Annotated in this window: 25 protein-coding genes and 1 pseudogene; 9 read left to right on the top strand and 17 right to left on the bottom strand. The window is 54.7% G+C overall.

Annotation, left to right across the window (positions count from 1 at the left end; translation table 11 throughout):
* Window positions 1-215: 215 nt before the first annotated feature.
* Entirely contained in the window at window positions 216-1,232 is a 1,017-nt protein-coding gene (purR, locus tag HB631_RS02890; RefSeq protein ID WP_213989633.1) for an HTH-type transcriptional repressor PurR, read from the bottom strand.
* A 336-nt stretch (window positions 1,233-1,568) separates the two neighbouring features.
* Window positions 1,569-2,465, bottom strand: a complete 897-nt coding sequence (locus HB631_RS02880; protein WP_213989631.1) for a C40 family peptidase — start codon at window positions 2,463-2,465, stop codon at window positions 1,569-1,571.
* Window positions 2,466-2,856: 391 nt separating this feature from the next.
* On the opposite strand from HB631_RS02880, the gene HB631_RS02875 reads away from it, so the two are divergent.
* Window positions 2,857-3,204, top strand: coding sequence for a Grx4 family monothiol glutaredoxin (locus tag HB631_RS02875; protein ID WP_213989630.1), 348 nt, complete (start codon window positions 2,857-2,859; stop codon window positions 3,202-3,204).
* Window positions 3,205-3,307: 103 nt separating this feature from the next.
* Here the strand turns inward: HB631_RS02875 and rnt are convergent, their stop codons facing one another.
* A complete protein-coding gene (rnt, locus tag HB631_RS02870) occupies window positions 3,308-3,973 on the bottom strand; it encodes a ribonuclease T (protein ID WP_213989629.1) in 666 nt (221 codons plus the stop codon).
* Between the two features lie 255 nt (window positions 3,974-4,228).
* Entirely contained in the window at window positions 4,229-4,642 is a 414-nt protein-coding gene (gloA, locus tag HB631_RS02865) for a lactoylglutathione lyase (RefSeq protein ID WP_213989628.1), read from the bottom strand.
* 167 nt (window positions 4,643-4,809) lie between these two features.
* Between gloA and HB631_RS02860 the strand changes: the two genes are divergently transcribed.
* Together HB631_RS02860 and slyA are read left to right on the top strand one after the other, a co-directional pair.
* On the top strand, window positions 4,810-5,055 hold the full coding sequence (locus HB631_RS02860) for a DUF1289 domain-containing protein (protein ID WP_213989627.1): 246 nt from the start codon (window positions 4,810-4,812) through the stop codon (window positions 5,053-5,055).
* A 523-nt stretch (window positions 5,056-5,578) separates the two neighbouring features.
* A complete protein-coding gene (gene slyA, locus HB631_RS02855; RefSeq protein ID WP_132921588.1) occupies window positions 5,579-6,013 on the top strand; it encodes a transcriptional regulator SlyA in 435 nt (144 codons plus the stop codon).
* Window positions 6,014-6,158: 145 nt separating this feature from the next.
* On the opposite strand, the gene HB631_RS02850 is transcribed toward slyA, so the two are convergent.
* Complete coding sequence (locus tag HB631_RS02850) at window positions 6,159-6,626, bottom strand: glycine zipper 2TM domain-containing protein (protein ID WP_213989626.1); 468 nt, start codon at window positions 6,624-6,626, stop codon at window positions 6,159-6,161.
* A 328-nt stretch (window positions 6,627-6,954) separates the two neighbouring features.
* Between HB631_RS02850 and anmK the strand changes: the two genes are divergently transcribed.
* From anmK to tyrS, 4 genes are read left to right on the top strand one after another with little or no spacing between them, the layout of a single operon-like run.
* Window positions 6,955-8,058, top strand: coding sequence for an anhydro-N-acetylmuramic acid kinase (anmK, locus tag HB631_RS02845; RefSeq protein ID WP_213989625.1), 1,104 nt, complete (start codon window positions 6,955-6,957; stop codon window positions 8,056-8,058).
* Between the two features lie 44 nt (window positions 8,059-8,102).
* On the top strand, window positions 8,103-8,444 hold the full coding sequence (locus HB631_RS02840) for an MliC family protein (RefSeq protein ID WP_213989624.1): 342 nt from the start codon (window positions 8,103-8,105) through the stop codon (window positions 8,442-8,444).
* Window positions 8,445-8,502: 58 nt separating this feature from the next.
* Window positions 8,503-9,153 (top strand): pyridoxamine 5'-phosphate oxidase, encoded by a 651-nt coding sequence (pdxH, locus tag HB631_RS02835; protein WP_213989623.1) that lies wholly within the window; start codon window positions 8,503-8,505, stop codon window positions 9,151-9,153.
* A 60-nt stretch (window positions 9,154-9,213) separates the two neighbouring features.
* Window positions 9,214-10,488, top strand: coding sequence for a tyrosine--tRNA ligase (gene tyrS, locus HB631_RS02830; protein ID WP_213989622.1), 1,275 nt, complete (start codon window positions 9,214-9,216; stop codon window positions 10,486-10,488).
* A 2-nt stretch (window positions 10,489-10,490) separates the two neighbouring features.
* Here tyrS and gstA read toward each other — a convergent pair whose 3' ends face one another.
* From gstA to HB631_RS02770, 12 genes and pseudogenes are all read right to left on the bottom strand, one after another.
* Window positions 10,491-11,111 carry a glutathione transferase GstA gene (gstA, locus tag HB631_RS02825; RefSeq protein WP_213989621.1) on the bottom strand — a complete coding sequence of 207 codons (621 nt, stop codon included), beginning with the start codon at window positions 11,109-11,111 and terminating at the stop codon, window positions 10,491-10,493.
* 246 nt (window positions 11,112-11,357) lie between these two features.
* Entirely contained in the window at window positions 11,358-11,993 is a 636-nt protein-coding gene (gene nth / locus HB631_RS02820; RefSeq protein WP_213989620.1) for an endonuclease III, read from the bottom strand.
* Entirely contained in the window at window positions 11,990-12,700 is a 711-nt protein-coding gene (locus HB631_RS02815) for an electron transport complex subunit E (protein WP_213989619.1), read from the bottom strand. Before HB631_RS02815 ends, nth begins: the two co-directional genes overlap by 4 nt.
* The gene (rsxG, locus tag HB631_RS02810) at window positions 12,693-13,328 is read right to left on the bottom strand and encodes an electron transport complex subunit RsxG (protein WP_213989618.1); all 636 of its coding nucleotides are present in this window, start codon (window positions 13,326-13,328) and stop codon (window positions 12,693-12,695) included. Before rsxG ends, HB631_RS02815 begins: the two co-directional genes overlap by 8 nt.
* Window positions 13,329-13,338: 10 nt before the next feature.
* The gene (rsxD, locus tag HB631_RS02805) at window positions 13,339-14,391 is read right to left on the bottom strand and encodes an electron transport complex subunit RsxD (protein ID WP_213989617.1); all 1,053 of its coding nucleotides are present in this window, start codon (window positions 14,389-14,391) and stop codon (window positions 13,339-13,341) included.
* Between the two features lie 30 nt (window positions 14,392-14,421).
* Window positions 14,422-16,059 (bottom strand): annotated as a pseudogene (rsxC, locus tag HB631_RS02800) (electron transport complex subunit RsxC); the annotation flags it as partial.
* Window positions 16,052-16,630: an electron transport complex subunit RsxB gene (gene rsxB / locus HB631_RS02795; RefSeq protein ID WP_213989712.1), complete on the bottom strand. Its 579-nt coding sequence runs from the start codon at window positions 16,628-16,630 to the stop codon at window positions 16,052-16,054. The gene rsxB and the pseudogene rsxC, both read right to left, overlap by 8 nt.
* On the bottom strand, window positions 16,627-17,208 hold the full coding sequence (rsxA, locus tag HB631_RS02790) for an electron transport complex subunit RsxA (protein WP_213989615.1): 582 nt from the start codon (window positions 17,206-17,208) through the stop codon (window positions 16,627-16,629). Before rsxA ends, rsxB begins: the two co-directional genes overlap by 4 nt.
* A gap of 152 nt (window positions 17,209-17,360) precedes the next feature.
* Window positions 17,361-17,831, bottom strand: coding sequence for a DUF2569 domain-containing protein (locus HB631_RS02785; RefSeq protein ID WP_213989614.1), 471 nt, complete (start codon window positions 17,829-17,831; stop codon window positions 17,361-17,363).
* Window positions 17,813-18,028 (bottom strand): transcription modulator YdgT, encoded by a 216-nt coding sequence (gene ydgT / locus HB631_RS02780; RefSeq protein WP_213989613.1) that lies wholly within the window; start codon window positions 18,026-18,028, stop codon window positions 17,813-17,815. The genes HB631_RS02785 and ydgT overlap by 19 nt, the downstream gene beginning before the upstream one ends.
* A gap of 346 nt (window positions 18,029-18,374) precedes the next feature.
* Window positions 18,375-19,880 carry an L-arabinose isomerase gene (araA, locus tag HB631_RS02775; RefSeq protein ID WP_213989612.1) on the bottom strand — a complete coding sequence of 502 codons (1,506 nt, stop codon included), beginning with the start codon at window positions 19,878-19,880 and terminating at the stop codon, window positions 18,375-18,377.
* A 71-nt stretch (window positions 19,881-19,951) separates the two neighbouring features.
* Window positions 19,952-21,637: a ribulokinase gene (locus tag HB631_RS02770; RefSeq protein WP_213989611.1), complete on the bottom strand. Its 1,686-nt coding sequence runs from the start codon at window positions 21,635-21,637 to the stop codon at window positions 19,952-19,954.
* A gap of 377 nt (window positions 21,638-22,014) precedes the next feature.
* On the opposite strand from HB631_RS02770, the gene HB631_RS02765 reads away from it, so the two are divergent.
* Window positions 22,015-22,995 carry an arabinose ABC transporter substrate-binding protein gene (locus HB631_RS02765; protein WP_213989610.1) on the top strand — a complete coding sequence of 327 codons (981 nt, stop codon included), beginning with the start codon at window positions 22,015-22,017 and terminating at the stop codon, window positions 22,993-22,995.
* 188 nt (window positions 22,996-23,183) lie between these two features.
* Window positions 23,184-24,713 carry an L-arabinose ABC transporter ATP-binding protein AraG gene (gene araG / locus HB631_RS02760; RefSeq protein ID WP_213989609.1) on the top strand — a complete coding sequence of 510 codons (1,530 nt, stop codon included), beginning with the start codon at window positions 23,184-23,186 and terminating at the stop codon, window positions 24,711-24,713.
* Window positions 24,714-24,715 lie beyond the last annotated feature (2 nt).

The following is a 24,715-nucleotide window of genomic DNA, read 5'->3' as shown; positions in this document are numbered from 1 at the left end:
AATTATTAGACAACTCGTTATATTTGTTAACGATATTGAGTATAAGCCTGCATTCCCGATTAGACAATAGCTAACAGGATAATGTATTTAAGAGATAAGTTAATGATTTCCTACTGAAACAATAACCCAACAGGCAGATTTGGCGGTTTGAAATATATTATTACACTCCACGGGACGCCGCGCTTAAAAGGGAGAGCAGGGCTTTGCGCCGCCTATCAGGAGTGAAATGGGCCGTCGGCCACCGAACGGCGTTCTATCAATGAGGGGTGCACTTCAATAATCCTGGCATTTTCCCGTTTGCTTATGATACGGTCCAGCAGCATTGTTAACGCGGCCTCACCCAGCTCTTCCTTGGGCTGATGAACGGTGGTTAATGCCGGGGTAAAAAAGCACGAATTGCGAATATTATCATAACCGATAATTGAAATATCATCGGGTACCTTCATGCCCATTTCATCAATGGCGCACATTGCCCCCATGGCCATGACATCGCCGCCGCAAAACACCGCCGTAGGTCTTTGCGGACGGGACAGAATGAGTTTCATGGCCTGGTAACCGGATTCCGGTTCGAAATCTCCCTGAACAATCCATTGATGAGGTATGGCTATGCCGGCCTCCTCCAGGGCATGCAGGTAGCCGCGATGTCGGCCGCCACCGGTGTTGCGCGCCAGCTGACCGGGTATGGCGCCGATATCGCGATGCCCGCGCGAAATAAGATAGCGGGTCGCCATGTAGCCACCGGCAAAGGCATTGTCGATAATGGTATCGGTGAAATCCCGGCGGGCCTCGCCCCAATCCATTACCGCCATGGGGATATGGCGATATTCTTCCAGCATGTTCAGCAAGGGTTCGGGATATTCGGCGCACATCACCAGCAAACCGTCCACGCGTTTTTGCGCCAGCATCGCCAAATAGGCACTCTGTTTAGTCAGATCGTTATGGGAATTGCACAGTACCAGGGTGTATCCCCGAACAAAACAGTGGTGCTCAATGGACTCGATTATTTCGGCGAAGTAGGGCGCCTCACTGGTACTGGCCAACAGCCCGATGGATTTGGTGCGGTTGATTTTAAGGCTGCGCGCCACCGCGCTGGGCGAGTAATGCAATTGCCCGATGGCCTCCAAAACGGCGACCTTGGTCGCCTGCGCCACAAATCGCGTCTTGTTGATGACATGAGATACGGTGGTCGTGGATACCCCGGCGCGTTTCGCCACGTCTTTAATAGTTGCCATGCGTGAAAAACTCCTGAACGCCGAAATAAATCAAGCGCCAATTTTCCTTGATTCCGGACTAAAGTGAAAGCGATAAAGATAAATATGCCCGCGTGTTAATCACCGGGAAGCTTTTTTGATTGGGTTATGCGACACTGCTTACAACCCACGGATGCCAAGGCGTCCCGTTTAGCCACAGATGTAGTGATAAGGAGAAGTGATGAGCAGCGATTTTAAACTATCTTTAATAACCACGGTGTTTTCGTTATTGGTTGTCATTGCGTTCAGCTTTACCGCGGTGATGAATTAAGGCGCCTTGGCGCCTTTTTTGGTATAGGTGTTTAGCGAAGACAGGCTTCAGCGGATGTTTTTGGGGGTCACTACCCGGCGGGCGCCGACATAGTGATCCTGCCAATAATCTTCATTCAGATAACTGATACGGATATCGCGACCGGTGCGGGGCGATTCAATAAAGCGCCCGTTACCCAGATAGACCCCCACATGATCCGCCGCGCCGCGGTTGGTGATATGGAAGAACACCAAATCTCCGCTTTCCAGATCGTCCTTCTTCACCGGAGCCGCATCACGCAAATGGAACATTTCGTTGGCTGTGCGCGGCATATGAATCCGCACTACGTCCTTATAAGCATAATAAATCAGGCCGCTGCAATCGAATCCGGTATTGGGTGACATGCCGCCCCAGCGATAAGGTTTGCCCATTTGCGACATCAGCTTATTCATGGCGGTTAATTTGGCATGCTGATAGCGTTTCTTGTGGCTGTCGCTCATTTTAATCGGCTGGTCGTTGGCAACGAGCTCCAACTGGGCTTTTTCATTCATCCGATGCCTGCCGTATCCCTTTTTATAGCCTTTTTTTGGCGGGGTGAAGCGGGCGATTTTTTTGGCGGAGGGCATTGGATGTAATTTTTTGGCGTGGTGTTTTTCGACAACCGGCTCTTTTTCTTTGACGAGGGGCATCGAATGTAATTTTTTATTGCTGGTTTTTTCAGCAACAAGCTCTTTTGGTTTGATTGTGCTATGCCGGCTGATTTTTTGCTCGGTCACCGGTTTGCTTTTTTTCGTTATCTTCAACACCTCTTTAAGAGGTTTTCGTTTGCGTCGGTCACCGGTTTTGGCCGTGCTGGACTGTGATTTTCGCTGGTCGGCGTTGATACCGGCATTGGGCGCCGCGTGCGCCAAGTTGAAGAATAACTGAGTAAAAAGCAACACAAAAAGCGTAAAGCATAAACGCATGATAAACGCTATCCTCTGTGGCCCCAAATCGGGGGTTATAAACGCCTCAAAGGAATTTAAGCTATTTACCCCTACATTGCATCATGAATTATCATCATATTGTGAATAAACGTGAACAACTGCATATTTGCTGCATTCCTCGGCATAATTTGACGTAAATTTCAACAGTTTTTCAGATATTAAAAAAGAGTTTGATGCTATTGCCCCATCGTCGGGTAAAAACCCGGCTTAGGTGTTATCCTGTAATAAGGTAGAGGGAATCTTTGTCCGTGCGGGCTATGGCGGACAAAAAAACATTTATTTATTTATACGGTAATCGTTAGAATAGTGTTTCTGAGCATAATCCCCCCAGAGCAGATAAGGCCAGCTTATGGCTTGAGGAAGCGAGACAATGACGACAATTGAAAAAATTCAGCAGCAGATTGCTGGAAACCCGATTCTTCTTTATATGAAGGGCTCTCCGAAATTGCCTGGTTGCGGTTTTTCCGCGCAAGCGGTGCAGGCGTTGTCTGCCTGCGGTGAGCGTTTCGCTTATGTGGATGTCCTGCAAAATCCGGACATTCGGGCAGAACTGCCGAAATTTGCCAATTGGCCGACCTTCCCGCAATTATGGGTGGACGGCGAACTGATTGGTGGCTGCGATATCATTCTTGAGATGTATCAGCACGGCGAGTTGCAGCCGCTTATCAAAGAGACCGCGGTAAAATACGGCTCACAGGAAGATCAGCCGTCCAATTGAGTGCATAGGGGCTTCTTGCCTGAGCATTCTCCAAAGATAAACGCCAATCCTATCGCCGGGATTGGCGTTTATTTTGTCCGCTACTGAGACAGTGCTACCTGAGTTAGTCTGTTTCGCCGATTCTTTCATTCTCCAGGGGCGGCACAGGCCAACCCCCGAGACGCTTCCAGCGATTCACCAATTCGCAAAACAGCTCGGCGGTTCGCTCGGTATCATACAACGCGGAATGGGCCTGGCGGCTGTCGAATTCGATTCCCCCGGCGGCGCAGGCTTTCGCCAATACGGTCTGGCCAAGTACCAGTCCGCTCAGCGCGGCGGTGTCGAAAGTGGCGAACGGGTGGAACGGGTTGCGTTTCAGATTGGCCCGTTCCGCTGCCGCCATCAGGAAGCCGTGATCAAAACCGGCGTTATGGGCCACGATAATGGCGCGGTTACAGCCCTGATCCTTGATGCCTTTGCGCACCATTTTGAATATCTCATGCAACGCTTCGTATTCACTTATCGCGCCGCGTAGCGGATTGGACGGATCGATACCGTTAAAAGCCAGCGCTTCCGGTTGCAATAATGAACCGGGGAAAGGTTCGACGTGAAAATGCATGCTTTGGTCCGGCACCAGCCAGCCCTGTTCATCCATATTCAAGGTGATTGCGGCAATTTCGAGCAAGGCGTCGGTGGCGGCGTTAAAGCCAGCGGATTCTACGTCGATGACAACCGGATAAAAGCCGCGGAAACGGCCGCGAAGGGAATTTACATCGTCTATTTCAGCCATGCCTGTTCTTACTATTTGGAAATATAGCCCGCATTATGGCAAATTTTGTCCCGGTATGCATGGCGAATCAATTTTTCATTGGCGCAAGAGAACGGGATAGGGCGGATTACCCGCTATACCCGTCATACTTCAAGTTGCAGGTACGTTGGCAATACTCGGCCCCTCCATGGGCCGCACCCCTTCGGGGCCGCTGCGTTGCCGCCTTCCTGCAACTCGAATTATTGAGGGTATATTGTCATCAGCGCATGTTACCGCTTAATGTCCCAGACCCAGACCCAGACCGGCCTGGCGCTGCTCAATCAATTCTATTTTATAACCGTCGGGATCTTCGATAAAGGCGATAATGGTGGCGCCGCCTTTCACCGGGCCGGCTTCCCGAGACACTTTGCCCCCCGCCTGGCGGATGCGGTCGCAGGTGGCGGCGACATTGTCCACGCCCAGGGCGATATGGCCGTAAGCGCTGCCAAGATCGTAGTTGTCGACCCCCCAGTTATAGGTCAATTCTATTACCGCGCCTTCAGTCTCTTCGGTATAGCCGACAAACGCCAAGGTGTATTTATAATCAGTATTTTCACTGGTGCGCAATAAGCGCATTTCCAGAACTTTGGTATAAAAATCAATGGATTTTTGTAAATCACCAACCCGTAGCATGGTATGAAGCAGGCGCATAATATCCTCTTGGGATCATGACGGCGGAACGTCCGCCATAGATAGGGTAGCGGTCAGTATAAACCGGGCCGCAGCGGTTTCACAGCATCGGTATCGGGCCGGCGCGGGCAAAAATTCTTGCCAGCCGCGGAAATAACGTCTTCAATGAAAGTAAATAAGGAGGGCCTGTGCCGGAACAGCTTGAATTTTTCACCATCCCCAGCCCCTGTCGCGGCGTCTGCCAGTCGGACGCTCGAGGCTACTGCCTGGGCTGCTTTCGCTCCAGGCAAGAACGATTCGACTGGACGGGGATGAACGACAGCCAGAAAAAAGACGTGCTGCGGTTATGTCGTCAGCGTTATTTGCGTTTGGCGCGGGCAGGCAAATCAGGGGAGTCCCTTGAGGCCGATCCGGATCAGCCCGCTCTGTTTTGACAATGATAAGCATGAGTTAAAATATTAGACTTATTAATAATTATTAATTCATAAACTAATTAGTAGTTACTTATATATTAAAACTACATTATTAGCCCGAATACATGAAATATTGATATTTGTTATGTCTTCATTTAACTTAAATTAACAATAAATCACGCTGAATGACAATAATAGTGATACAGTTATGAATAATCCGCTTGGCATACGAACTGCCTCAATATGAACAGGTTACGGTAGCCGCAAGAGGAACGGATTATAGAACGTTTCCATAGATTACCCTACACCAGGTGGGAAAATGCGAGGAAAGGAGAGTCAATTCATCCGCTTCTTCGGATGTTTCAAGAACATTTGCGCTCTTCGTTAACATCCATTTTATCAAAGGAATAACATGCATATTACATCCATCTCAACTTAACTTTCGCCTTATTTATATATATATTTGTATTTTGCCATTCCACCCATTAGAATGGATGGGAATCCAGGGAACAAGCTTAATCGGCTTAATTATAAGGAGAGAGAATTGGAATCGCCATTAGGATCTGATTTGGCGCGACTTGTTCGTGTTTGGCGCGCACTGATTGACCATCGCTTAAAACCTCTAGAGCTTACACAAACGCATTGGATCACGCTGCATAATATCTGCCAATTGCCACCGGAGCAGTCGCAAATTCAATTGGCTAAAGCCATTGGCATTGAGCAGCCATCGTTGGTCCGAACGCTTGATCAGCTTGAAGAGAAGAAACTTATCACCAGGCATACCTGCGCCAATGATAGGCGGGCGAAACGTATAAAACTGACGGAGTCCGCCGAGCCTATCATTAAAGAAGTTAATCATGTTATAAATAGTACCAGAGATGAAATTCTGGCGGGTATCTCAGAACAAGAAATCCAATTTCTGAGTAATATGATCGCCAGGTTGGAGAAAAATATCCTGGAACTTTATAATAAATCCTGATCTGTTTAGGTGTGTTGCATATGTACCATATAAAAAACCGGCATACATTGCCGGTTCTTTATATAATAAGACTGAAATAATGTTAGATCGTCGATTTTCATCCCCCCTTTAAACGGTATAGGGGAAAAAACAACATGCCGCGGTTTCAGGTTGGCGAAACGGTAACGCCGCGACCATTGCCGGCGATGGCCACGCGTTGACCGACGCTGAAACGGGTAGGCCCCTGTTTTTGCACGACAATGATGGTTCTGCCGTCGTCTTCGCGAATGGTCAGTTCCACACCCTGGGTACGGTTCATGGCACTGCCGACATTCTGCCCGACCACACCGCCCGCTACCGCACCGGCGGCGGTCGCGACACCCCTGCCGGCACCCCCGCCAATGGTATTGCCGACCAAACCGCCCAGTACCGCACCGCCGATGGTGCCGATAATGTTTGAATCTTCCCCACCCTGGATCTGCACCGGACGAACCGCAACCAGGGTGCCGTAAGTCACGCTTTGAACTTCTTTGGCTTCCGAGGCAGAATAGACATCACCGGATAAGCCGTTGTTATTGGCGCATCCCGCCAATGTCAAACCGGCCAGGGTGACCACGAGCAAACGTTTCATCATTCAAAACTCCTATTGTACGACGTTCGTCCAAGGCAAACCCAGACGTAACACATGCTAATATCGCTGCGCTGATGGATGCTTTTGCACCATACAAGGCTCATTAAGTTTACTGTAGTTGATAATATTGGAAAAACCATAAACTGCGAATAAACGGACGCCAATTTGTGATTTTCGCAATGATTTTAATGCTAAGCGTTTTAAAATTCCGTCATGATTTTGTAACAACTTTAATTATTTGCCTGCTTTTGATGGTCTCATGCGGTAAAAATGTTAACGTTATTACAGTATGATAACCAAAAACCTCTTTATAAGGAACAAGGCCGGGCCAATGAAAACAGGTCGCTATGTGGGAGTCATGTCAGGAACCAGCCTCGACGGCATCGATGTGGTGCTCGCCGCCATAGATGAGCATACCGTGGCGCAGCAGGCCAGTTACACGCATCCGATTCCGCTGGAAATCAAACAGCAGATACTCTCCATGTGCCAGGGGCAGGCGGTAACTTTATCCCAATTAGGAGAATTGGACACCCGATTGGGCAGGTTGTTTGGCGAAGCAGTATTAAAAATGTTAAGTGATGCCGGGGTCGCCTCGCGGGAGGTCACCGCCATCGGCTGCCACGGCCAGACGGTATGGCATCAACCCGGCGGGGATTTCCCCTGTACGCTGCAAATCGGCGACAACAACATTGTCGCCGCCATGACCGGGATTACCACCGTGGGCGATTTTCGCCGCCGCGATATGGCCTATGGCGGACAGGGCGCACCGTTGGTGCCGGGCTTCCATCATGCCCTGCTGGCCCATCCCACCGAACGGCGGATGGTGCTCAATATCGGCGGTATCGCCAACTTATCTTTGCTGTTGCCCGGCCAGCCCATCCGGGGTTACGACACCGGACCGGGCAATATACTGATGGATGCCTGGATCTGGCGCCAGCAGGGCAAGCCTTACGACCTTGACGCGGTGTGGGCCGCCGGTGGGACAATCCATCAGGAACTGTTGCGGCGGATGCTGGCGGACAGATACTTTTCCCAGCCGGCGCCGAAAAGCACCGGCCGGGAACACTTTAATCTGGGTTGGTTAAATCAGCAGTTGAGCCAGTTTATGGCGATAACGGCCAGGGATGTTCAGGCGACTTTGGCTGAGCTCACCGCCCTGAGCATCGCCCAGCAGGTCATGTTATCCGGCGGCTGCGAGCATTTGCTGGTGTGCGGCGGCGGCGCCCGCAATCCGCTGGTGATGGCAAGGTTGTCGGCGCTGCTGCCGGGAATTGAGGTAAGTCCTACTGACAAATTCGGCGTGAGCGGCGACGATATGGAAGCCTTGGCGTTCGCCTGGCTGGCCTTTCGCACGCTGTCTGGCTTGCCCGGGAATCTGCCTTCGGTTACCGGCGCCAGCCGGCAGACCTTGCTCGGAGCGATTTATCCGGTCTGAACAGGGAATACGCGGGTCGAAAGGTTCCAACCGGAGAAGTGATAATGAAAAGGGTCATATTCTGTCTGACTGTTATAACCGTACTTGCCACCGGCGCCTGTTCCCGCCTGCATCGCGGCGAAGAGGTGCAGGTATTGCATTACCAATGCGGCACCACACCCTTGACGGTACGGCAAAATAACCGGCTGTCGCAGGTGAGCCTGATACTTGACGGCAAGCAGTTAACCCTGCCGCGGGTGGTTTCCGCTTCAGACGTCCCTTCAGATAACGGCCGGTACGATAACGGCCACTATGTTTTTTGGTCGAAAGGAAATAGGGCATTTATCGAGCGCGACGGGCGCGTCATCATTGATGATTGCATCCTGAACGGGGAGAGCGGTAAATGATTGAGATTTTTAGCCCGGCGGCGCACAATAACGCCACGGTTTTACGCAATATACCATTATGACTGAACAGAAAATTGATATCGCCGATCTTCGCCGTGAATATACCCGCGGCGGTCTGCGACGAGCGGATTTAACTGCGGAACCGATGGATTTATTCGAGCTCTGGCTGAAACAGGCCTGCGAAGCGCAGCTCGCCGATCCCACCGCTATGTGCGTGGCGACGGTGGACGAGTCCGGACAACCCTATCAGCGCATGGTGCTGCTCAAGCACTTCGACGCCGCCGGCATGATTTTTTATACCAACCTCGGCAGTCGCAAGGCGACGCAGCTTGCGCACAACAACCGCATCAGCCTCCACTTTCCGTGGCATAGCCTGGAGCGCCAGGTTATGGTGCTGGGGCGTGCGGAACGCTTGTCGGTATTCGAGGTCTTGAAATATTTTCACAGCCGGCCCAAGGACAGCCAAATCGGTGCCTGGGTCTCGCAACAATCCAGCCGCATCTCCACCCGCGGGGTGCTTGAGAGCAAATTCCTCGAATTGAAGCAGAAATTTCAACAAGGCGAAGTACCGTTACCCAGTTTTTGGGGCGGCTATCGCGTGGTGATTGACGCCATGGAGTTCTGGCAGGGAGGTGAACACCGGCTGCATGACCGGTTCATCTATCAGCGTCAGGACGCGGGTTGGACCATTGACCGCCTGGCCCCGTAATTAATCATTCACCAGCAGTTATTTTTTCACATCCAATCTGTCTATTACGGAGTTTTTTTGATGGCAAGCAGCAACCTGATACAACAATTGCAAGAGCGGGGCCTCATAGCCCAGGTTACGGATGAAGCCGCGCTTTCCGAGCGGCTGGCACAGGGACCGCTCTCGTTGTATTGCGGTTTCGACCCGACCGCCGACAGCTTGCATTTGGGGCATCTGGTACCGCTATTGTGTTTAAAGCGTTTCCAATTGGCCGGCCACCGTCCGGTGGCGCTGGTGGGGGGCGCCACCGGGATGATAGGCGATCCGAGCTTCAAGGCGGCTGAACGTAAATTAAATACCGCCGAGACGGTACAGGAGTGGGTGGATAAAATACGCCGGCAGGTATCGCCGTTCCTTGATTTTGATTGTGGCGACAATAGCGCCGTAGCGGCTAATAATTACGACTGGTTCGGGAATATGAATGTGCTGACCTTCCTGCGGGATATCGGCAAGCATTTTTCCGTCAATCAGATGATCAATAAAGAAGCGGTAAAACAACGGCTCAACCGTGACGATGTGGGCATTTCCTTTACCGAGTTTTCATACAACTTATTACAGGGCTATGATTTTGCCTGTTTGAACAAGCAGTATGGCGTTGAGTTGCAAATCGGCGGATCCGATCAGTGGGGGAATATTACCTCCGGCATCGATTTGACCCGGCGGATGCATCAAAATACGGTATTCGGCCTGACCGTGCCGTTGATTACCAAAGCGGACGGCACCAAATTCGGCAAAACGGAAGGGGGCGCGGTGTGGCTGGATCCCCTGAAAACCAGTCCCTATAAATTTTACCAGTTCTGGATCAACACCGCCGATGCCGACGTATACCGGTTTTTGAAATTCTTCACCTTTATGCCCATTGAAGAGATCAATGCCCTGGAAGCGGAAGACAGCAACAGCGGTGCGTCACCGCGGGCACAATATGTGCTGGCGGAAAAAGTGACGCGTCTGGTACATGGCGAGGCGGGACTGGCGGCGGCGGTGCGTATTACCCAGAGCCTGTTCTCCGGCTCGTTGCAGGATCTCACCGCCAATGATTTGCAACAGTTGGCACAGGACGGCATGCCGGCGATTACGCTGCAAAACGGCGCGGACCTGCAACAGGCGCTGGTGGATGCGGATTTGGTGCCGTCACGCGGCCAGGCCCGATCGCTGATATCCTCCAAAGCCATCAGCGTGAACGGTGAAAAGCAGGCCTCGGCGGAGTATGTCTTTACCGACGCCGATCGCCTGTTTGATCGCTACACGCTGGTGCGGCGCGGCAAGAAAAATTACTGTTTGATCAGCTGGAAATAAATTCACCCGACAGCCTGGGATTCCGCCCGTTCGGCATGCAGCGCCGCAACCACGGAGGGGCGGAGTTTTATCCGCTGATAAAAATGCCCCACCGTCGGGGTGGAGTAGAGATCAAATCCCAATCGGTCGGCCCAGGTCAACATGGTAAACAGATAGGCATCCGCCACGCTGAACCTGCTGCCGAGCAGATAATCCTGCCCGGCCATCTCCCGGTCCAGGTACAGCAATTTTCCCTCCATCAGCGTCTGGGTCTGCTGCTTGTATTCCGCCGGCAATTGCTTATCGAATAACGGGCTGAGCCCCTTATGCAATTCGCTGGCGATATAATTCAGCCATTCCATGGCCTGATAGCGCGAAAGGGTTCCCGCCGGCGGAATCAAGTGGCGATCGGGCACCAGGTCCGCCAGGTACTGCACGATAGCCACCACCTCGGTCAGCACGGTGCCGTCGTCCAATAACAGCGCCGGCACTTTGCCCTTGGGATTTATCGCCAGATAATCCTCGCCGTGCTCGGTTTTTTTAGTGCGGCCATCTACTTTTTCGATGGTGAAATCCAGTCCGGCCTCACGCAGGGCAATGTGTGCCGTCAGTGAGCTTGCACCAGGCATATAAAAAAGCTTCATAAACGACCCCCCACGATATTGCATAATTACAGAATACGTCCAACTGCCGCGCCAGGATAGCGATCGTTGCGCCGTTACACTTTTTTTTCATGCCATACCCTGGATAATTCGGTCTGCGGGAAAGCCAACCTACCTGCAACCTGAAGTATGACGGCGATATCGGACAAATTTCGTTCGAGATAACGTGCCGTGCATCCTGATAATAGTTTTTTTCATTGAAGGCAGGGTGTGAAGATACCGTGTTTTTCAAGGATAGACTTTTTCCTTGAACTCGCAGAGATCTTCAATCAGGCAAGAACCGCAGCGCGGCTTGCGGGCTATGCAGGTATAGCGTCCATGGAGGATCAGCCAGTGGTGGCAATCCACCTGATATTCCGCCGGCACCACCCGCAGCAGCTTTTGCTCCACCGCCGCCACATCCTTGCCCGGGGCGAATTGAGTGCGATTACAGACCCGGAAAATATGGGTATCCACGGCAATGGTGGGCCAGCCGAAGGCGGTATTCAATACCACATTGGCGGTTTTGCGGCCCACGCCGGGCAGTGCTTCCAGCGCCGCGCGGTCTTCAGGTATCCGGCCCTGATGCTGGTCCAGTAGGAGCCGGCAGGTTTTAATGATATTTTCCGCCTTGCTGTTAAACAGCCCGATGGATTTGATATAGCTTTTGATCCCCTCGGTGCCCAAGGCCAGCATGGCGGAGGGCGTGTCGGCCACCGGAAACAGCTTAGCCGTGGCCTTATTGACGCTGACATCGGTGGCCTGCGCCGACAGCAAAACCGCAATCAATAATTCAAACGGCGACCGGTAGCATAACTCGGTGGTGGGGTGGGGGTTGTTATCGCGCAGGCGGTTTAATATCGTCAGCCGTTTAGCTTGATTCATGATCCTGCCTGTTCTTGTGCTTGTTGTTCATGTGGCGCCGTTGGTCCCAAGGCCGCCTTCTGTAGCTGGCGGGCTTTGAGTTTCTGGTCGATGACATATTTTCCCGCCAGCATAAATCCCAGTCCGATAAAGGCACCGGGAGGCAGCATGGCTATCAGGAACGGGGTATGCAGGTGCAAAATATCCATACGCAACACCGTGGCCCATGGCCCCAGCAGCCGATCGGCGCCGTCGAACAGGGTGCCGTTGCCCAACAGCTCACGGATACCGCCGAGCACCACCAGGGCGCCGGTGGACCCAAGCCCCATCGCCAGTCCGTCCAGAGCCGATAACGCCACCGGATTTTGCGAGGCATAGGCTTCCGCCCGGCCCATGACAATACAGTTGGTGACGATAAGGGGAATGAAAATGCCCAGCGACTGATAAAGGCCGTAGGCGTAGGCATTGATCAGCATCTGCACCGTGGAGACCACGGAGGCGATGATCATCACATAAATCGGAATACGGATCTCGGCGGGCACAAAGCGCCGCAGCGCCGAGACCGCTCCATTGGTGCAGGTCAGCACCAGCGTGGTGGCCAATCCCAGACCCAGTGCATTGGTCACGGTATTGGATACCGCCAGTAGCGGACAAAGGCCCAACAGCTGCACCAGGGAGGAGTTATTGTCCCACAGACCCTGACGCAACAATCGTCTGGCTTCACTCATTTTTTTCTCTCCCGCATTTAGCCGCGCCCCGCATATCTTCCTGCAGAGTTTCCAGATAGACAACCGTACGTTTCACCGCGTTCACTACCGCGCGGGGGGTAATGGTGGCGCCGGTAAACTGATCGAAACCACCGCCGTCCTTTTTGACCCCCCAAAAGGCATCCTGATCCGAGCCGACCTTTTTGCCGCTGAAATGGGTTATCCAATCGGAGACGCGCAGTTCAATCTTATCCCCCAATCCCGGCGTCTCATGCTGTTCGGTGACCCGGACGCCCAAAACATTGCCGTCAAAATCCGCTCCCACCAGAAGTTGGATGGAGCCGGAATAACCGTCCGGCGCTGTGGTTTCTATGGCCGCCGCCACGGCTTTCCCTTGTTTGCGGGCCAGATAGAGCCGGTGGGGCTGTGAATGACCCAGCGCGCTGTCGGTCACCAGATAACACTCCTTCAGCATATCATTATCATGCAGCCCCGGCGGTACCACTTGATCGAGTAATTGCTGCCGCTGGTTCACTGCCTGCTGTTGGATGGCGGGTTCGGTGAGGGAGTGAACCAAGGCGGTAAGCGCAGTGAACAGGGCGGCAAAAAGCGCCAGGATAATGCCGTGCTTGCGCATGATGGTCAACATCCGGTGCTCCTCATGGGTGGCCATAGGCGCGGGGCTGGGTGTAATGATCGATAAGCGGCACGCAGATGTTGGCCAGCAATACGGCAAAAGCCACGCCCTCCGGATAACCGCCATAGGTACGGATAAGCCACACCAGACACCCGGTCAGCGCGCCGAATACCAGCCGTCCGCGCTGGGTGGTGGAGGCGGTCACCGGATCGGTGGCGATAAAAAAAGCCCCTAGCATGGTGGCGCCGGAAAACAGGTGCAGCATTGGCGGCGGTGCGGCCTGCGGCATCAACAGCCACCCGAGAACGGCGCAAAAGCCCAGGCTTGCCAGAAAGGCGAAGGGAATATGCCAACTGATGATGTTGCGCAGGAGCAGGTACAGACCCCCGGCCAGGAAACCGAGATTGACCCATTGCCAGCCCAAGCCCCCCAGCCACCCGTTATACAGCGGTTGTCGCATCAACGTACCCGCCTCGCGCCCGGCATGCAGGCCGGTTTTGAAGTTATCCAGCGGGGTGGCCTGGGTGATACCGTCAAACCCCTGGCGCACCTGCTGTAAATCCAGGCCTAATCCTGTATGGCCGGAAAATATCAGCCCCAGGCTGTCCGCCAGGGAAACAGGGTGCAATTGCATGCTCTGTTCCGGCAGCCAACTGGTCATTTGTACCGGGAAGGAGATAAGCACAATGACATAACCCACCATGGCCGGATTGAACGGATTATGCCCCAATCCGCCATACAGCTGTTTGGCGATAACAATGGCGCACAGCGTCGCCAGCATGATAACCCACCAAGGGCCAAGAGGCGGCAGGCTTAACCCCAGCAGAACGGCGGTCAGCAGCGCGGAGTAGTCGGTGAGTTTCGCCGGCACCGACTGCTTGCGCAGCGCCGCCACCGCCGACTCGGCCAGCAGCGCGGTGACGCACGATAACAGTACTTGAATCAGCGTGCCGTAACCGAAAAAATAGCTCAGGGCGAGAAAGCCCGGCAGGCATGCCGCGATAACCTGCGCCATGATTTGCCCGGTGCTTAACCGGTTATGGGTAAAAGGTGAACTCGCGATTCTGAAAGCCATTTATTCCTCTTGTGAGCGGTTTACGGCCGCCGCCGCTTTGCGGGCTTTTACCCGGGCAATGGCGGCGGCTACCGCCGCCTGGCGTTCATCCACCACCGGCGGGTTCGCTTCTACCGCGGGTATCGGGGCGAGTGTAACCGAGACACTGTCACTTATTGACGTGTCTTTGGCCGCGGGCGATTCTTTTGATTCAAGCGGCAAGGCACTATCGTCTAGTGTCGCCGCCGCCTGCCGGTGGCGTAATTCCCGGGCTATTTTTTCCCGCTCGCGCCGGGCAAGCTTGGCCTCGTAACGCGCCTTGGCGGTGGCCGATTTTTCCGCCTCGAGGTCAAGGGCCCGGATTTCCGCTTTTTCCCGGCGGTAATAATGCACCAGCGGGATATTGCTGGGGCAAACGTAGGCGCAGGCACCGCATTCGATGCAGTCGAACAGGTGATGCCGCCGGGCCTTGTCATGCTCCTGGCCGCGGCTGAACCAATAGAGCTGCTGGGGCAACAGGCCGGCCGGGCAGGCATCGGCGCACAGGCTGCAACGGATACAGGCCTGCTCGGGCTGTGCTTTGGCCATTTCCCCGACTGAGGGCGCCATAATACAATTACTGATCTTGACGATGGGCACATCCAGGGACGGCAGGGTAAATCCCATCAACGGCCCGCCCATTATAACCAGTTGTTCCGGTTCCGGGCTAAAGCCCGCCTGGCGCAGCAGATGGCCCACCGGGGTGCCGATGCGTCCCCAGACATTGCCCGGCTGTTTCAAGGCGCCGCCGGACAGGGTCACCACCCTTTCGGTGAGAGGCTCCCCGTCGATCACCGCCCGTTTGATGGCATATACCGTACCGACATTCAGCATTAACACACCGATGGAGGCCGAATGATGACCGAAGGGCACTTCACGGCCGGTGAGGATTTTCGTCAGCTGCTTGGCGCCGCCGGAAGGATATTTTGTCGGCACCACCCGAAGCAGGTAATTCGGCCGTTGCGCCAGAGCCTGCGCCAGGGCGGACGCGGCGGCCGGTTTGTTGTCCTCGATGCCGATGAGAATACGACCGGGGGCGACGGCATGGGCAACCACATCAATGCCCGCGACAATCTCGTGCGCCCGCTCCCGCATCAGCCGGTCGTCGGCGGTAATGTAAGGCTCGCATTCCGCGGCATTGATAATCAGGGTGTCGACGCCGTTGCCGCCGCCGGTCATTTTGGCGGCGGTGGGGAATCCCGCGCCGCCCAAACCGGCGATGCCGGCCTGATGTATCCGATTCAGCACCCATTCGGCGCTTTGCTGGTGAAAATCCGCCGCCGGCTGTAACGGACACCAGCGGTCCTCGCCGTCGGCGCGCAGGATGACGCACAGTTCCTTTAACGCCGAAGGATGAGCGGTGATATGGAAGGTGATGGCCTCAATCATTCCGGACGTGGGGGCATGAACCGGCAGGGTGCGTCCCCGGCCACGGGTCAGCGGCTGACCGCGCAAAACCCGGTCGCCGGCTGTGACGCACAGCTCTCCCTCCGGTCCCAAGTGCTGCTTGAGGGGAATAATCAGCCGATCCGGCAACGGCACGGAGCGCAGCGGCGTACCGCTGGACTGCGCCTTCATTTCCGGCGGGGAGATGCCGCCGTCAAACCCCCAGATGCGGTCTTTTCGCAGCTCGGCGATTAAATTAAACATGTTGCTCCAGGGAAATGACCCGCACCGGTATCCGCGAAAGATCCCACCGCCAGTTTTGCACGGTGTCCGCCTGCGGACGCATTTCAATGCAGTCGGTGGGGCAAGGCGCGACGCATAAATCACAGCCGGTACACAAGTCGCTCACCACGGTATGAACCGCCCGAGTGGTACCGATGATGGCATCCACCGGGCACGCCTGGATACATTTGGTGCAGCCGATGCAATTAGTCTCGTCGATCCAGGCCACGGTGGCGACGGGGCGGGACGCCTGGCCGGGGTCGTCCGGCGGCTGCGGCTCCACGTTTAATAATGCGGCGATTTTCAGCATTACCTGCTCTCCGCCGGGGGCGCATTTATTGATTTTTGCCCCGTGGACCGCCACCGCCTCGGCATAAGGCTTGCAGCCGGGATAACCACACTGTGCGCATTGGCTTTGCGGCAACAGGGCATCGATTTGGCTGGCCACGGGATCTTCTTCTACCTTGAAGCGACGGGAGGCGAACCCCAGCAGCGCTCCGCATACCAGCGCCAGCAAGCTGAGCGCGCCTATGGCGTAGAACAATAACATCAGAATTTCACCAGCCCGCTAAAACCCATAAAGGCCAGGGACATCAGCCCGGCGGTCACCAGCGCGATGGAGGAACCCTTGAAGGGCGCCGGTACGTCGGCCACCGCCAGGCGTTCCCGGATGGCGGAGAATAATACCATCACCAGTGAAAATCCCGCCGCGGCGCTAAAACCATACACCGCGGACTGCAGGAAATTATGGGCGAGATTGACGTTCAGCAACGCCACGCCGAGCACCGCGCAATTGGTGGTGATCAGGGGCAGGAAAATGCCCAGCAGGCGGTAGAGCGAGGGGCTGGTTTTACGCACCACCAGTTCGGTGAATTGCACCACCACCGCGATAATAAAAATAAAGGACAGAGTACGTAGATAGGCCAGATCCAGGGGTTGCAAAATAAAGTCATTGATAAGCCACGCGCAGATAGACGCCAACGTCATGACGAAGGTGGTGGCCATGCCCATACCCATTGCCGTTTCCAGCTTTTTGGATACCCCCATAAAAGGGCATAACCCGAGGAATTTAACCAGAACGAAATTATTTACCAGCACCGTGCCGATAAAAAGTAACAGGTAACCATTCATTGCCGTACCCATTTAAAAAGACGCGGGCTATTATCCGGCATCGTTCCCTTTTCGACAACACAGTTTCTGTAGGGTTATTAACCGCCATTGCCCGGGCAGGGTGGATAGCAAGACTGACCATGCGCAACCGCGCGGCCATGTCCGATCGCCAATCACGCCTGGGTAAAGGTGCGTTTTACCCGCAGCGAGCGTTTGATGTAAGGCACACCGAGGGCTGCGGCCAGCAGCGGCCAATAGAGCTGGTGTAAAGCCAGTTCGTCGGTAATGGGGGAGAAGGCAAATGCCTTCAGGGCCAATACTATCCCCGCCAGCAGCCAGAGGATAAACACCTTGGGAAAGCGCCGGGAGCGTTTTAACATCAGCCGCAGCGTCCAGAAAGTAAATCCCCACATGATGGCGGCGGTGAGCAGGGAGGCGGCCCACTGCGCGCCGAACAGGGTCTGGGACAGCACCCCCCAATGGTTCATCAGCGCGAGAAGGAAGATAACGATGATAAGACTCGCGCTGATGAGCACCACTATCAGGTAGGACATCGCGACCCACAGCCAGCCGCCGATGCGCGGTGGGGAAACTACCGGAGCAACGGCCGGAGCGCGGTGGGTATTCAAACCACATACCGCCATACGGATTTCGGCACCTGCCCGAGATCGAATAAACGCCCGCCGGAGGCCAGCTCCGCCCGCCGGTGATCCGCCGCCCGGTACATATTGATGATTTCAGCGTTGTCCACCAGGGAATAATTCAGGTGATCGAACAGCTTTTCCAGGCTTTCAGAGGTATTGACCTTACGGAATTTTAATAAGTACTCTTGCGCATTCATTGTTGAGCATTCAGGGAAGGAAATATAAGCAAAGTAGTATATTCAGTGCGGCTGCGGTGTCCATATATTCCGCGATAAAAAGCCAAAAAAGCGGGGGGCGTTCAGGGCAGGGAGCAGATTGCGCTCCCGGCCCTGGTTAGAATATATACTCAAAATAATTCGAGTTGCAGGAAGGCGGCAACGCAGAGAATCCCCAGGAGCTTACACGAGTAAGTGACTGGGGTGAGCGAGGACAAATCTGCCTGGAGCAGATTTAAACGCTGCTTGCAGCGGCCCCGAAGGGGCGAGGCCCATGGAGGGCCGAGTATTGCCAACGCACCTGCAACTTGAAGTATGACGAGCAACCTTATTTTGCCGCTAATTTATAATAGAGCTCATTCCAGCGCAGAGCCTGTTTGAAGTCGGGAATGCGGGTGTCATTATCGATAACCAATAATTCGATATCGTTCATTTCCGCATAGAGCCGGATATGATCCAGGTTCAGCGCCTGGCTGAACACGGTATGGTGCGCGCCTCCGCCGAGGATCCAGGCTTCCGCCGCCACTTCAAGGGACGGCTGGGCCTTCCAGATGGCGCGGGCCACCGGCAGCTTCGGCAGGGGATGCGGCTGTTCGACGGTATCCACCACGTTCACCAGCATACGGAACCGGTCGCCCATATCGATAACCGACGCGTTAACCGCCGGGCCGGCCGGGGTGGAGAACAGCAGTCGCGCCGGATCCGCTTTGCCGCCGATGCCGAGGAACTGCACGTCAAGGGTCGGTTTTTCCTCTTTGGCGATACTCGGGCAGACTTCGAGCATATGCGAACCTAGGGCCAGGTTATTTTCCGGCTGGAAGTTATAGGTATAATCTTCCATAAACGAGGTGCCGCCCGGCAGGCCGGCGGCCATCACCTTGAGGATGCGCAGCAGCGCCGCGGTTTTCCAATCGCCTTCGCCGGCAAAACCGTAACCTTGCTGCATGAGGCGCTGCACCGCCAGACCCGGCAGTTGCTTCAACCCGTACAGGTTTTCAAAGTTGGTGGTGAAGGCTTTACAGCCCGCCTGTTCCAGGAACCGTTTCATGCCCAGTTCGATACGGGCCGCATCCAGCAGGTTCTGGCGTTTTTCGCCATTGTGCTTGATTTTGTCGGTGAGGATATAGGAGGCTTCATACTCCTCCACCAGCGCGTCGATGTCGCCGTGCGAGACTTCATCAACCACACTGACCAAATCACCGAGGCCGTAGGCGGTAACCGAGTAGCCGAACTGGATTTGCGCACCGACCTTATTGCCTTCGGTCACCGCCACTTCACGCATATTGTCGCCGAACCGGGCCACCACCAAATGCTGGCTCTCTTCACGAGCCACCGCGGCGCGCATCCATTTGGCGATGCCTGCATGGGCCTGGGGATCCTGCCAGTGACCCACCACCACCTGGTGATTAAGGTGCATCCGCGCGCCGATGAAGCCGAACTCACGGCCGCCGTGGGCGGTCTGGTTCAGGTTCATAAAGTCCATATCCATGGTTTCCCATGGGATTTGCGCATTAAACTGGGTATGGAACTGCAGCAGCGGCTTATTGAGGATGCTCAGTCCGCCAATCCACATCTTGGCCGGTGAGAAAGTGTGCAGCCAGGTAAGCAGGCCGATGCAATGGGTATCGTAATTGGCCTCGCGGCACAACGCCAGGATCTGATCCGGTGAGGTGACCAACGGTTTCAAAACCAGCTTGACCGGCAGACCGGCCTCATCATTCAGGCCTTTGACCACGGTCTGTGCGTGTTCGGTAACCTGCCGCAACGTTTCTGGACCGTAGAGATGTTGGCTGCCGATCACAAACCAGACTTCGTGTTGTTGAAAATTTTCCATAATGACTCCTGTGCGTCTCCGTCAAAGGGAGGTTTCGGGCCGCGGTGAACCCGCGGCCCGGTTTTTGTTGGTTATTGCCCGATGGCAGCCGTTACGGCATAAGCGGGTTCAGCGATTTCACTCCAGTGCCGGTAGCGTTCATACAGGGCTTGGAAAGAGGGGACCTTACTCGGGTCAGGCTGAAGGATCCGTTCGATTTTACTGGCCATGTACCGCTGGGCCGTGGCGATATCTCCATGGGTTCCCGCCGCCACCGCGCCGAAAATCGCCGCGCCCAGGGCGCAGCATTGGTCGGAGGCCACCAGCTGCAGCGGACGGTTCATGACATCCGCCAGCACCTGCATGATGATCGGAGATTTGCGGGCGATGCCCCCCAGCACCAGAACGTTCTCCACCGGAATCCCCTGATCGACGAAGCACTCCATGATGGCGCGGGCGCCGAAGGCGGTGGCGGCAATCAGCCCGCCGAACAGCGCCGGCGCGTCGGTACCCAGGTTAAGACCGGTGATAACGCCTTTCAGGCGCTGGTTGGCATAGGGGGTGCGTCGGCCGTTGAACCAGTCCAGCACCACCGGCAGATGTTCCAGCGACGGTTCCTCGGCCCAGGCCTCGGCCAACGCCGACAGCATGTCGGTTTCAATGGCCTCGAGGGCCGGCTGAAGAGAGGGATTCTGCCGTGCGGCCCGGCGCAGCGGCCAGCCCAGGACCTTGCCGTACCAGGCATAAATGTCGCCGAAGGCCGACTGTCCCGCCTCCAGACCGATAAAACCGGGAACAACGCTGCCGTCCACCTGTCCGCAGATACCGGCAATGGAACGGTCACCGACTTTTTGTTCATCGGCTATCAGGATATCGCAGGTAGAAGTGCCGATGACTTTTACCAGGGTATAGGGCTGGGCGCCGGCGCCCACCGCGCCGACATGGCAGTCAAAAGCGCCGCCGGCGATGGTGACGGTGGCCGGCAAGCCGAGCTTTTGCGCCCATTCGGCGCTGATAAGGCCCACCGGCAGATCGGCGGTATAGGTATCAGTGAAGAGCGGATATTGCAAATTCTCCGTTAATACCGGGTCAAGCGCATGGAGGAAGGCTTTCGGCGGCACGCCGCCCCACTCAGGATGCCAAAGGGATTTATGTCCGGCGGAGCAGCGGCCGCGCCGGATATCCTGTGGCCGGGTGGTGGCGGACAACACCGCCGGGATCCAGTCGCACAGCTCAATCCATGAGACCGCTTCCTGACGCACCTGACGGTCCCGGCGGGTGATATGCAGGATTTTGGCCCAGAACCATTCGGATGAATAGACGCCGCCGATATAACGCGAGTAGTCGGGGAATTCCCCGCTGCGGCACAGTTGGTTAATGGCTTCAGCTTCTTCTATGGAGGTATGATCCTTCCACAAAATAAACATGGCGTTGGGATTGTCGGCGAATTCCGGCCGCAGCGCCAGAATCCGGCCTTCTGCGTCAATGGGGGCCGGCGTCGAGCCGGTGGTGTCCACGCCGATGCCGACGATGCTTTCCCGCTGGGCCGGTGTCAAATGTCCCACCACGGCCCGGATTGCCTGCTCCATTGATTCCAGGTAATCCGACGGATGATGGCGAAACTGGTTATCCGCGGGTTTGCAATACCGGCCCTCGCGCCATCGCGGGTACCAGACAACTTCGGTGGCCAGTTCTTTACCGCTGCCACAGGCAACCGCCAGGGCGCGCACTGAATCGCTGCCGAAATCAAGCCCGAGGCTAATGGCCTCTTCAGTCATGCTCGTATCTCCTGTTAACCCGAAACCTGATGATGTCGATAACCATAAGGGGGTTTTATCCGGGCAGTGAGGAGACGTTAGCTGGAAGTATGCACATTCCTGCCGCCAATGACTGAAATGTGATGTTCCTCATAAAGTCACAGGCAGATGAATTTTGCTGTATCTATGCATAAATCTGCTGTTATTGAGAACTGTGATAACGCTCTACATTTTGGTAACACGTAAACGTTAAAACTACATCCGTCTAAAGGGCCTGGTCGTAGAGATGGCGATATATACGCCCTCTGGCTGTACCGCCGGGTAAAATCTTACCGACTGATAACGCTTACACGCTTCAGCATTTTGAAGCAGAGCGATAATAATTACCGGAGAGTTCCATGCATAAATTCACTAAGGCACTGGCGGCCATTGCAGTTGCCGCTGTTATGTCTCATTCGGCTATGGCGGAGAACATGAAGTTGGGTTTTTTGGTGAAACAACCTGAAGAACCCTGGTTTCAGACCGAATGGCGTTTTGCTGACAAAGCCGGCAAAGATTTGGGCTTTGATGTGATTAAAATTGCCGTACCCGATGGTGAAAAAACCCTTAATGCGATCGATAGCCTGGCGGCCAGCGGTGCCAAAGGGTTTGTTATTTGTACTCCCGATCCCAAACTTGGCTCGGCGATTGTCGCCAAAGCACGCAGCTACGATATGAAAGTCATGGCGGTGGATGACCAGTTCGTCGACGCCAAAGGCAAACCCATGGTTAACGTTCCCATCGTGATGATGGCCGCCACCCAGTTGGGCCAGCGCGCCGGTCAGGAAGAATTCAAGGAAATGACCAAACGCGGCTGGAAAGTGGCCGATACCGGCGTCATGGCCATCACCGCCAATGAGCTCGATACCGCCCGTCGCCGTACCTCCGGCGCCATGGACGCGTTAAAAGCCGCCGGCATACCGGATAAACAAATCTACCAGGTCCCCACTAAATCCAACGACATCCCCGGAGCGTTTGACGCCGGCAACTCCCTGCTGGTTCAACATCCCGGCGTGAAACACTGGCTGATTGTCGGCATGAACGACAATACCGTGCTGGGCGGCGTGCGCGCCACCGAAGGGCAGGGATTCAAGGCGCCGGACGTTATCGGTGTCGGTATCAACGGCGTGGATGCGGTGAATGAGCTGTCCAAAAACGAATCCACCGGCTTCTACGGTTCTTTACTGCCAAGCCCCGACGTCCATGGTTACAAGAGCATCCAGATGATGCATGACTGGGTAACCAAAGGCGTTGAGCCGCCGAAATTCACCGAAGTCACCGACGTGGTACTGATTACCCGCGATAATTTCAAAGAAGAATTGAAGAAAAAAGGCCTGTAATTTTATCGGACATTTTTTATCGGACATTTTTTTTCAAAACACGTGTTTGCCGGGACGGTCGAGGCCGTCCCGGTCCATGACGAAGTCATTCATCAAGAGGATGTGTCCGTGTCAGTCAAAACCCCTGATAGTTACCGTAGCGGGATTGCCGGCGCACTGTCCGGATCTGTTAACGCGAGGATGTGTTCATGACAATTCAGACACCTTATCTATCGTTTCGCGGTATTGGTAAAACCTTTCCCGGCGTAAAAGCGCTGGACGATATCAGCTTCGATTGTTATTCGGGTCAAATCCATGCCCTTATGGGTGAAAACGGCGCCGGGAAATCGACCTTGCTGAAAATTCTCAGCGGCAGCTATACGCCGACGCAAGGGGAAATCCTGATCAAAGGACAGCCGGTTCATTTCAATAACACTACCGATGCGCTAAATGCCGGGGTGGCGATTATTTATCAGGAACTGCATCTGGTGCCTGAAATGACGGTGGCGGAAAACATTTATCTGGGTCAGCTACCTAACAAGCACGGTTTTGTTAACCGAGGCATACTGAATTATGAAACCAAGCTGCAGCTGGAGCATTTAGGGCTGGATATCGCGCCGGAAACGCCGCTTAAATATCTGTCCATTGCCCAGTGGCAAATGGTTGAAATCGCCAAGGCATTAACCCGTAATGCCAAAATTATCGCTTTTGACGAGCCCACCAGTTCATTATCGGCCCGGGAAATAGAACAATTATTCCGCGTCATCCGCGAACTGCGCGCCGAGGGCCGGGTCATTCTTTACGTTTCCCACCGCATGGAAGAAATCTTTACCCTGGGGGACGCCATCACGGTATTCAAAGACGGTAAATATGTGCGCACCTTTGACGACATGACCGCCGTGGACCACGACATCCTGGTGCAGGCCATGGTGGGACGCAATTTAGGGGATATTTATGATTACGCCCCCCGTCCTCACGGCGACGTCAGGCTGGAACTGGACAAAATCGAGGCGGTGGGGGTCAAGACGCCCATCTCATTATCCGTACGCGCCGGTGAAATCGTCGGTCTGTTCGGTCTGGTGGGCGCCGGGCGCAGCGAGCTGATGAAGGGACTTTTCGGCGGGACGCTGATTACCGGCGGCCAATTGCTGCTGGACGGCAAAGCCATCTCCATTAGGTCCCCCATCGACGCCATCAGCGCCGGTTTGATGCTGTGTCCGGAAGACCGCAAGGCCGACGGCCTGATCCCGGTGCATTCCGTACGGGAAAATATCAATATCAGCGCCCGGCGAAATACCGTTAAAGCCGGTTTTTTGATTAACGATCAATGGGAAAAAGCCAATGCCCTGGAGCATATTCGAGCGTTGAACATCAAAACGCCTTCCGCCGAACAGTTAATCATGAATCTTTCCGGCGGCAATCAGCAAAAGGCCATTCTCGGCCGCTGGCTGTCGGAGGACATGAAGGTGATCATGCTGGATGAACCGACGCGCGGTATCGATGTCGGCGCCAAGCACGAAATCTATCACGTGATCTACGAATTGGCGAAACGGGGAATTGCCGTATTGTTCGCATCAAGCGATTTGCCGGAAGTATTAGGTTTGGCGGACCGCATTGTGGTGATGCGCGAAGGGACTATTTCCGGCGAACTCTCCCACTCGGAAGCCAGTGAACAAAAAGCCTTGAGCCTGGCAATGTTACATACAACCCATACCAGCCCCGCGGATGCGGTTGCCTGATT

The organism is Sodalis sp. dw_96 (assembly GCF_018449575.1).
Classification (GTDB): Bacteria; Pseudomonadota; Gammaproteobacteria; order Enterobacterales; family Enterobacteriaceae; genus Acerihabitans.
The sequence above is the reverse complement of the archived record's forward strand: the minus strand, read 5'-3'. Positions and strand labels throughout refer to the sequence as shown.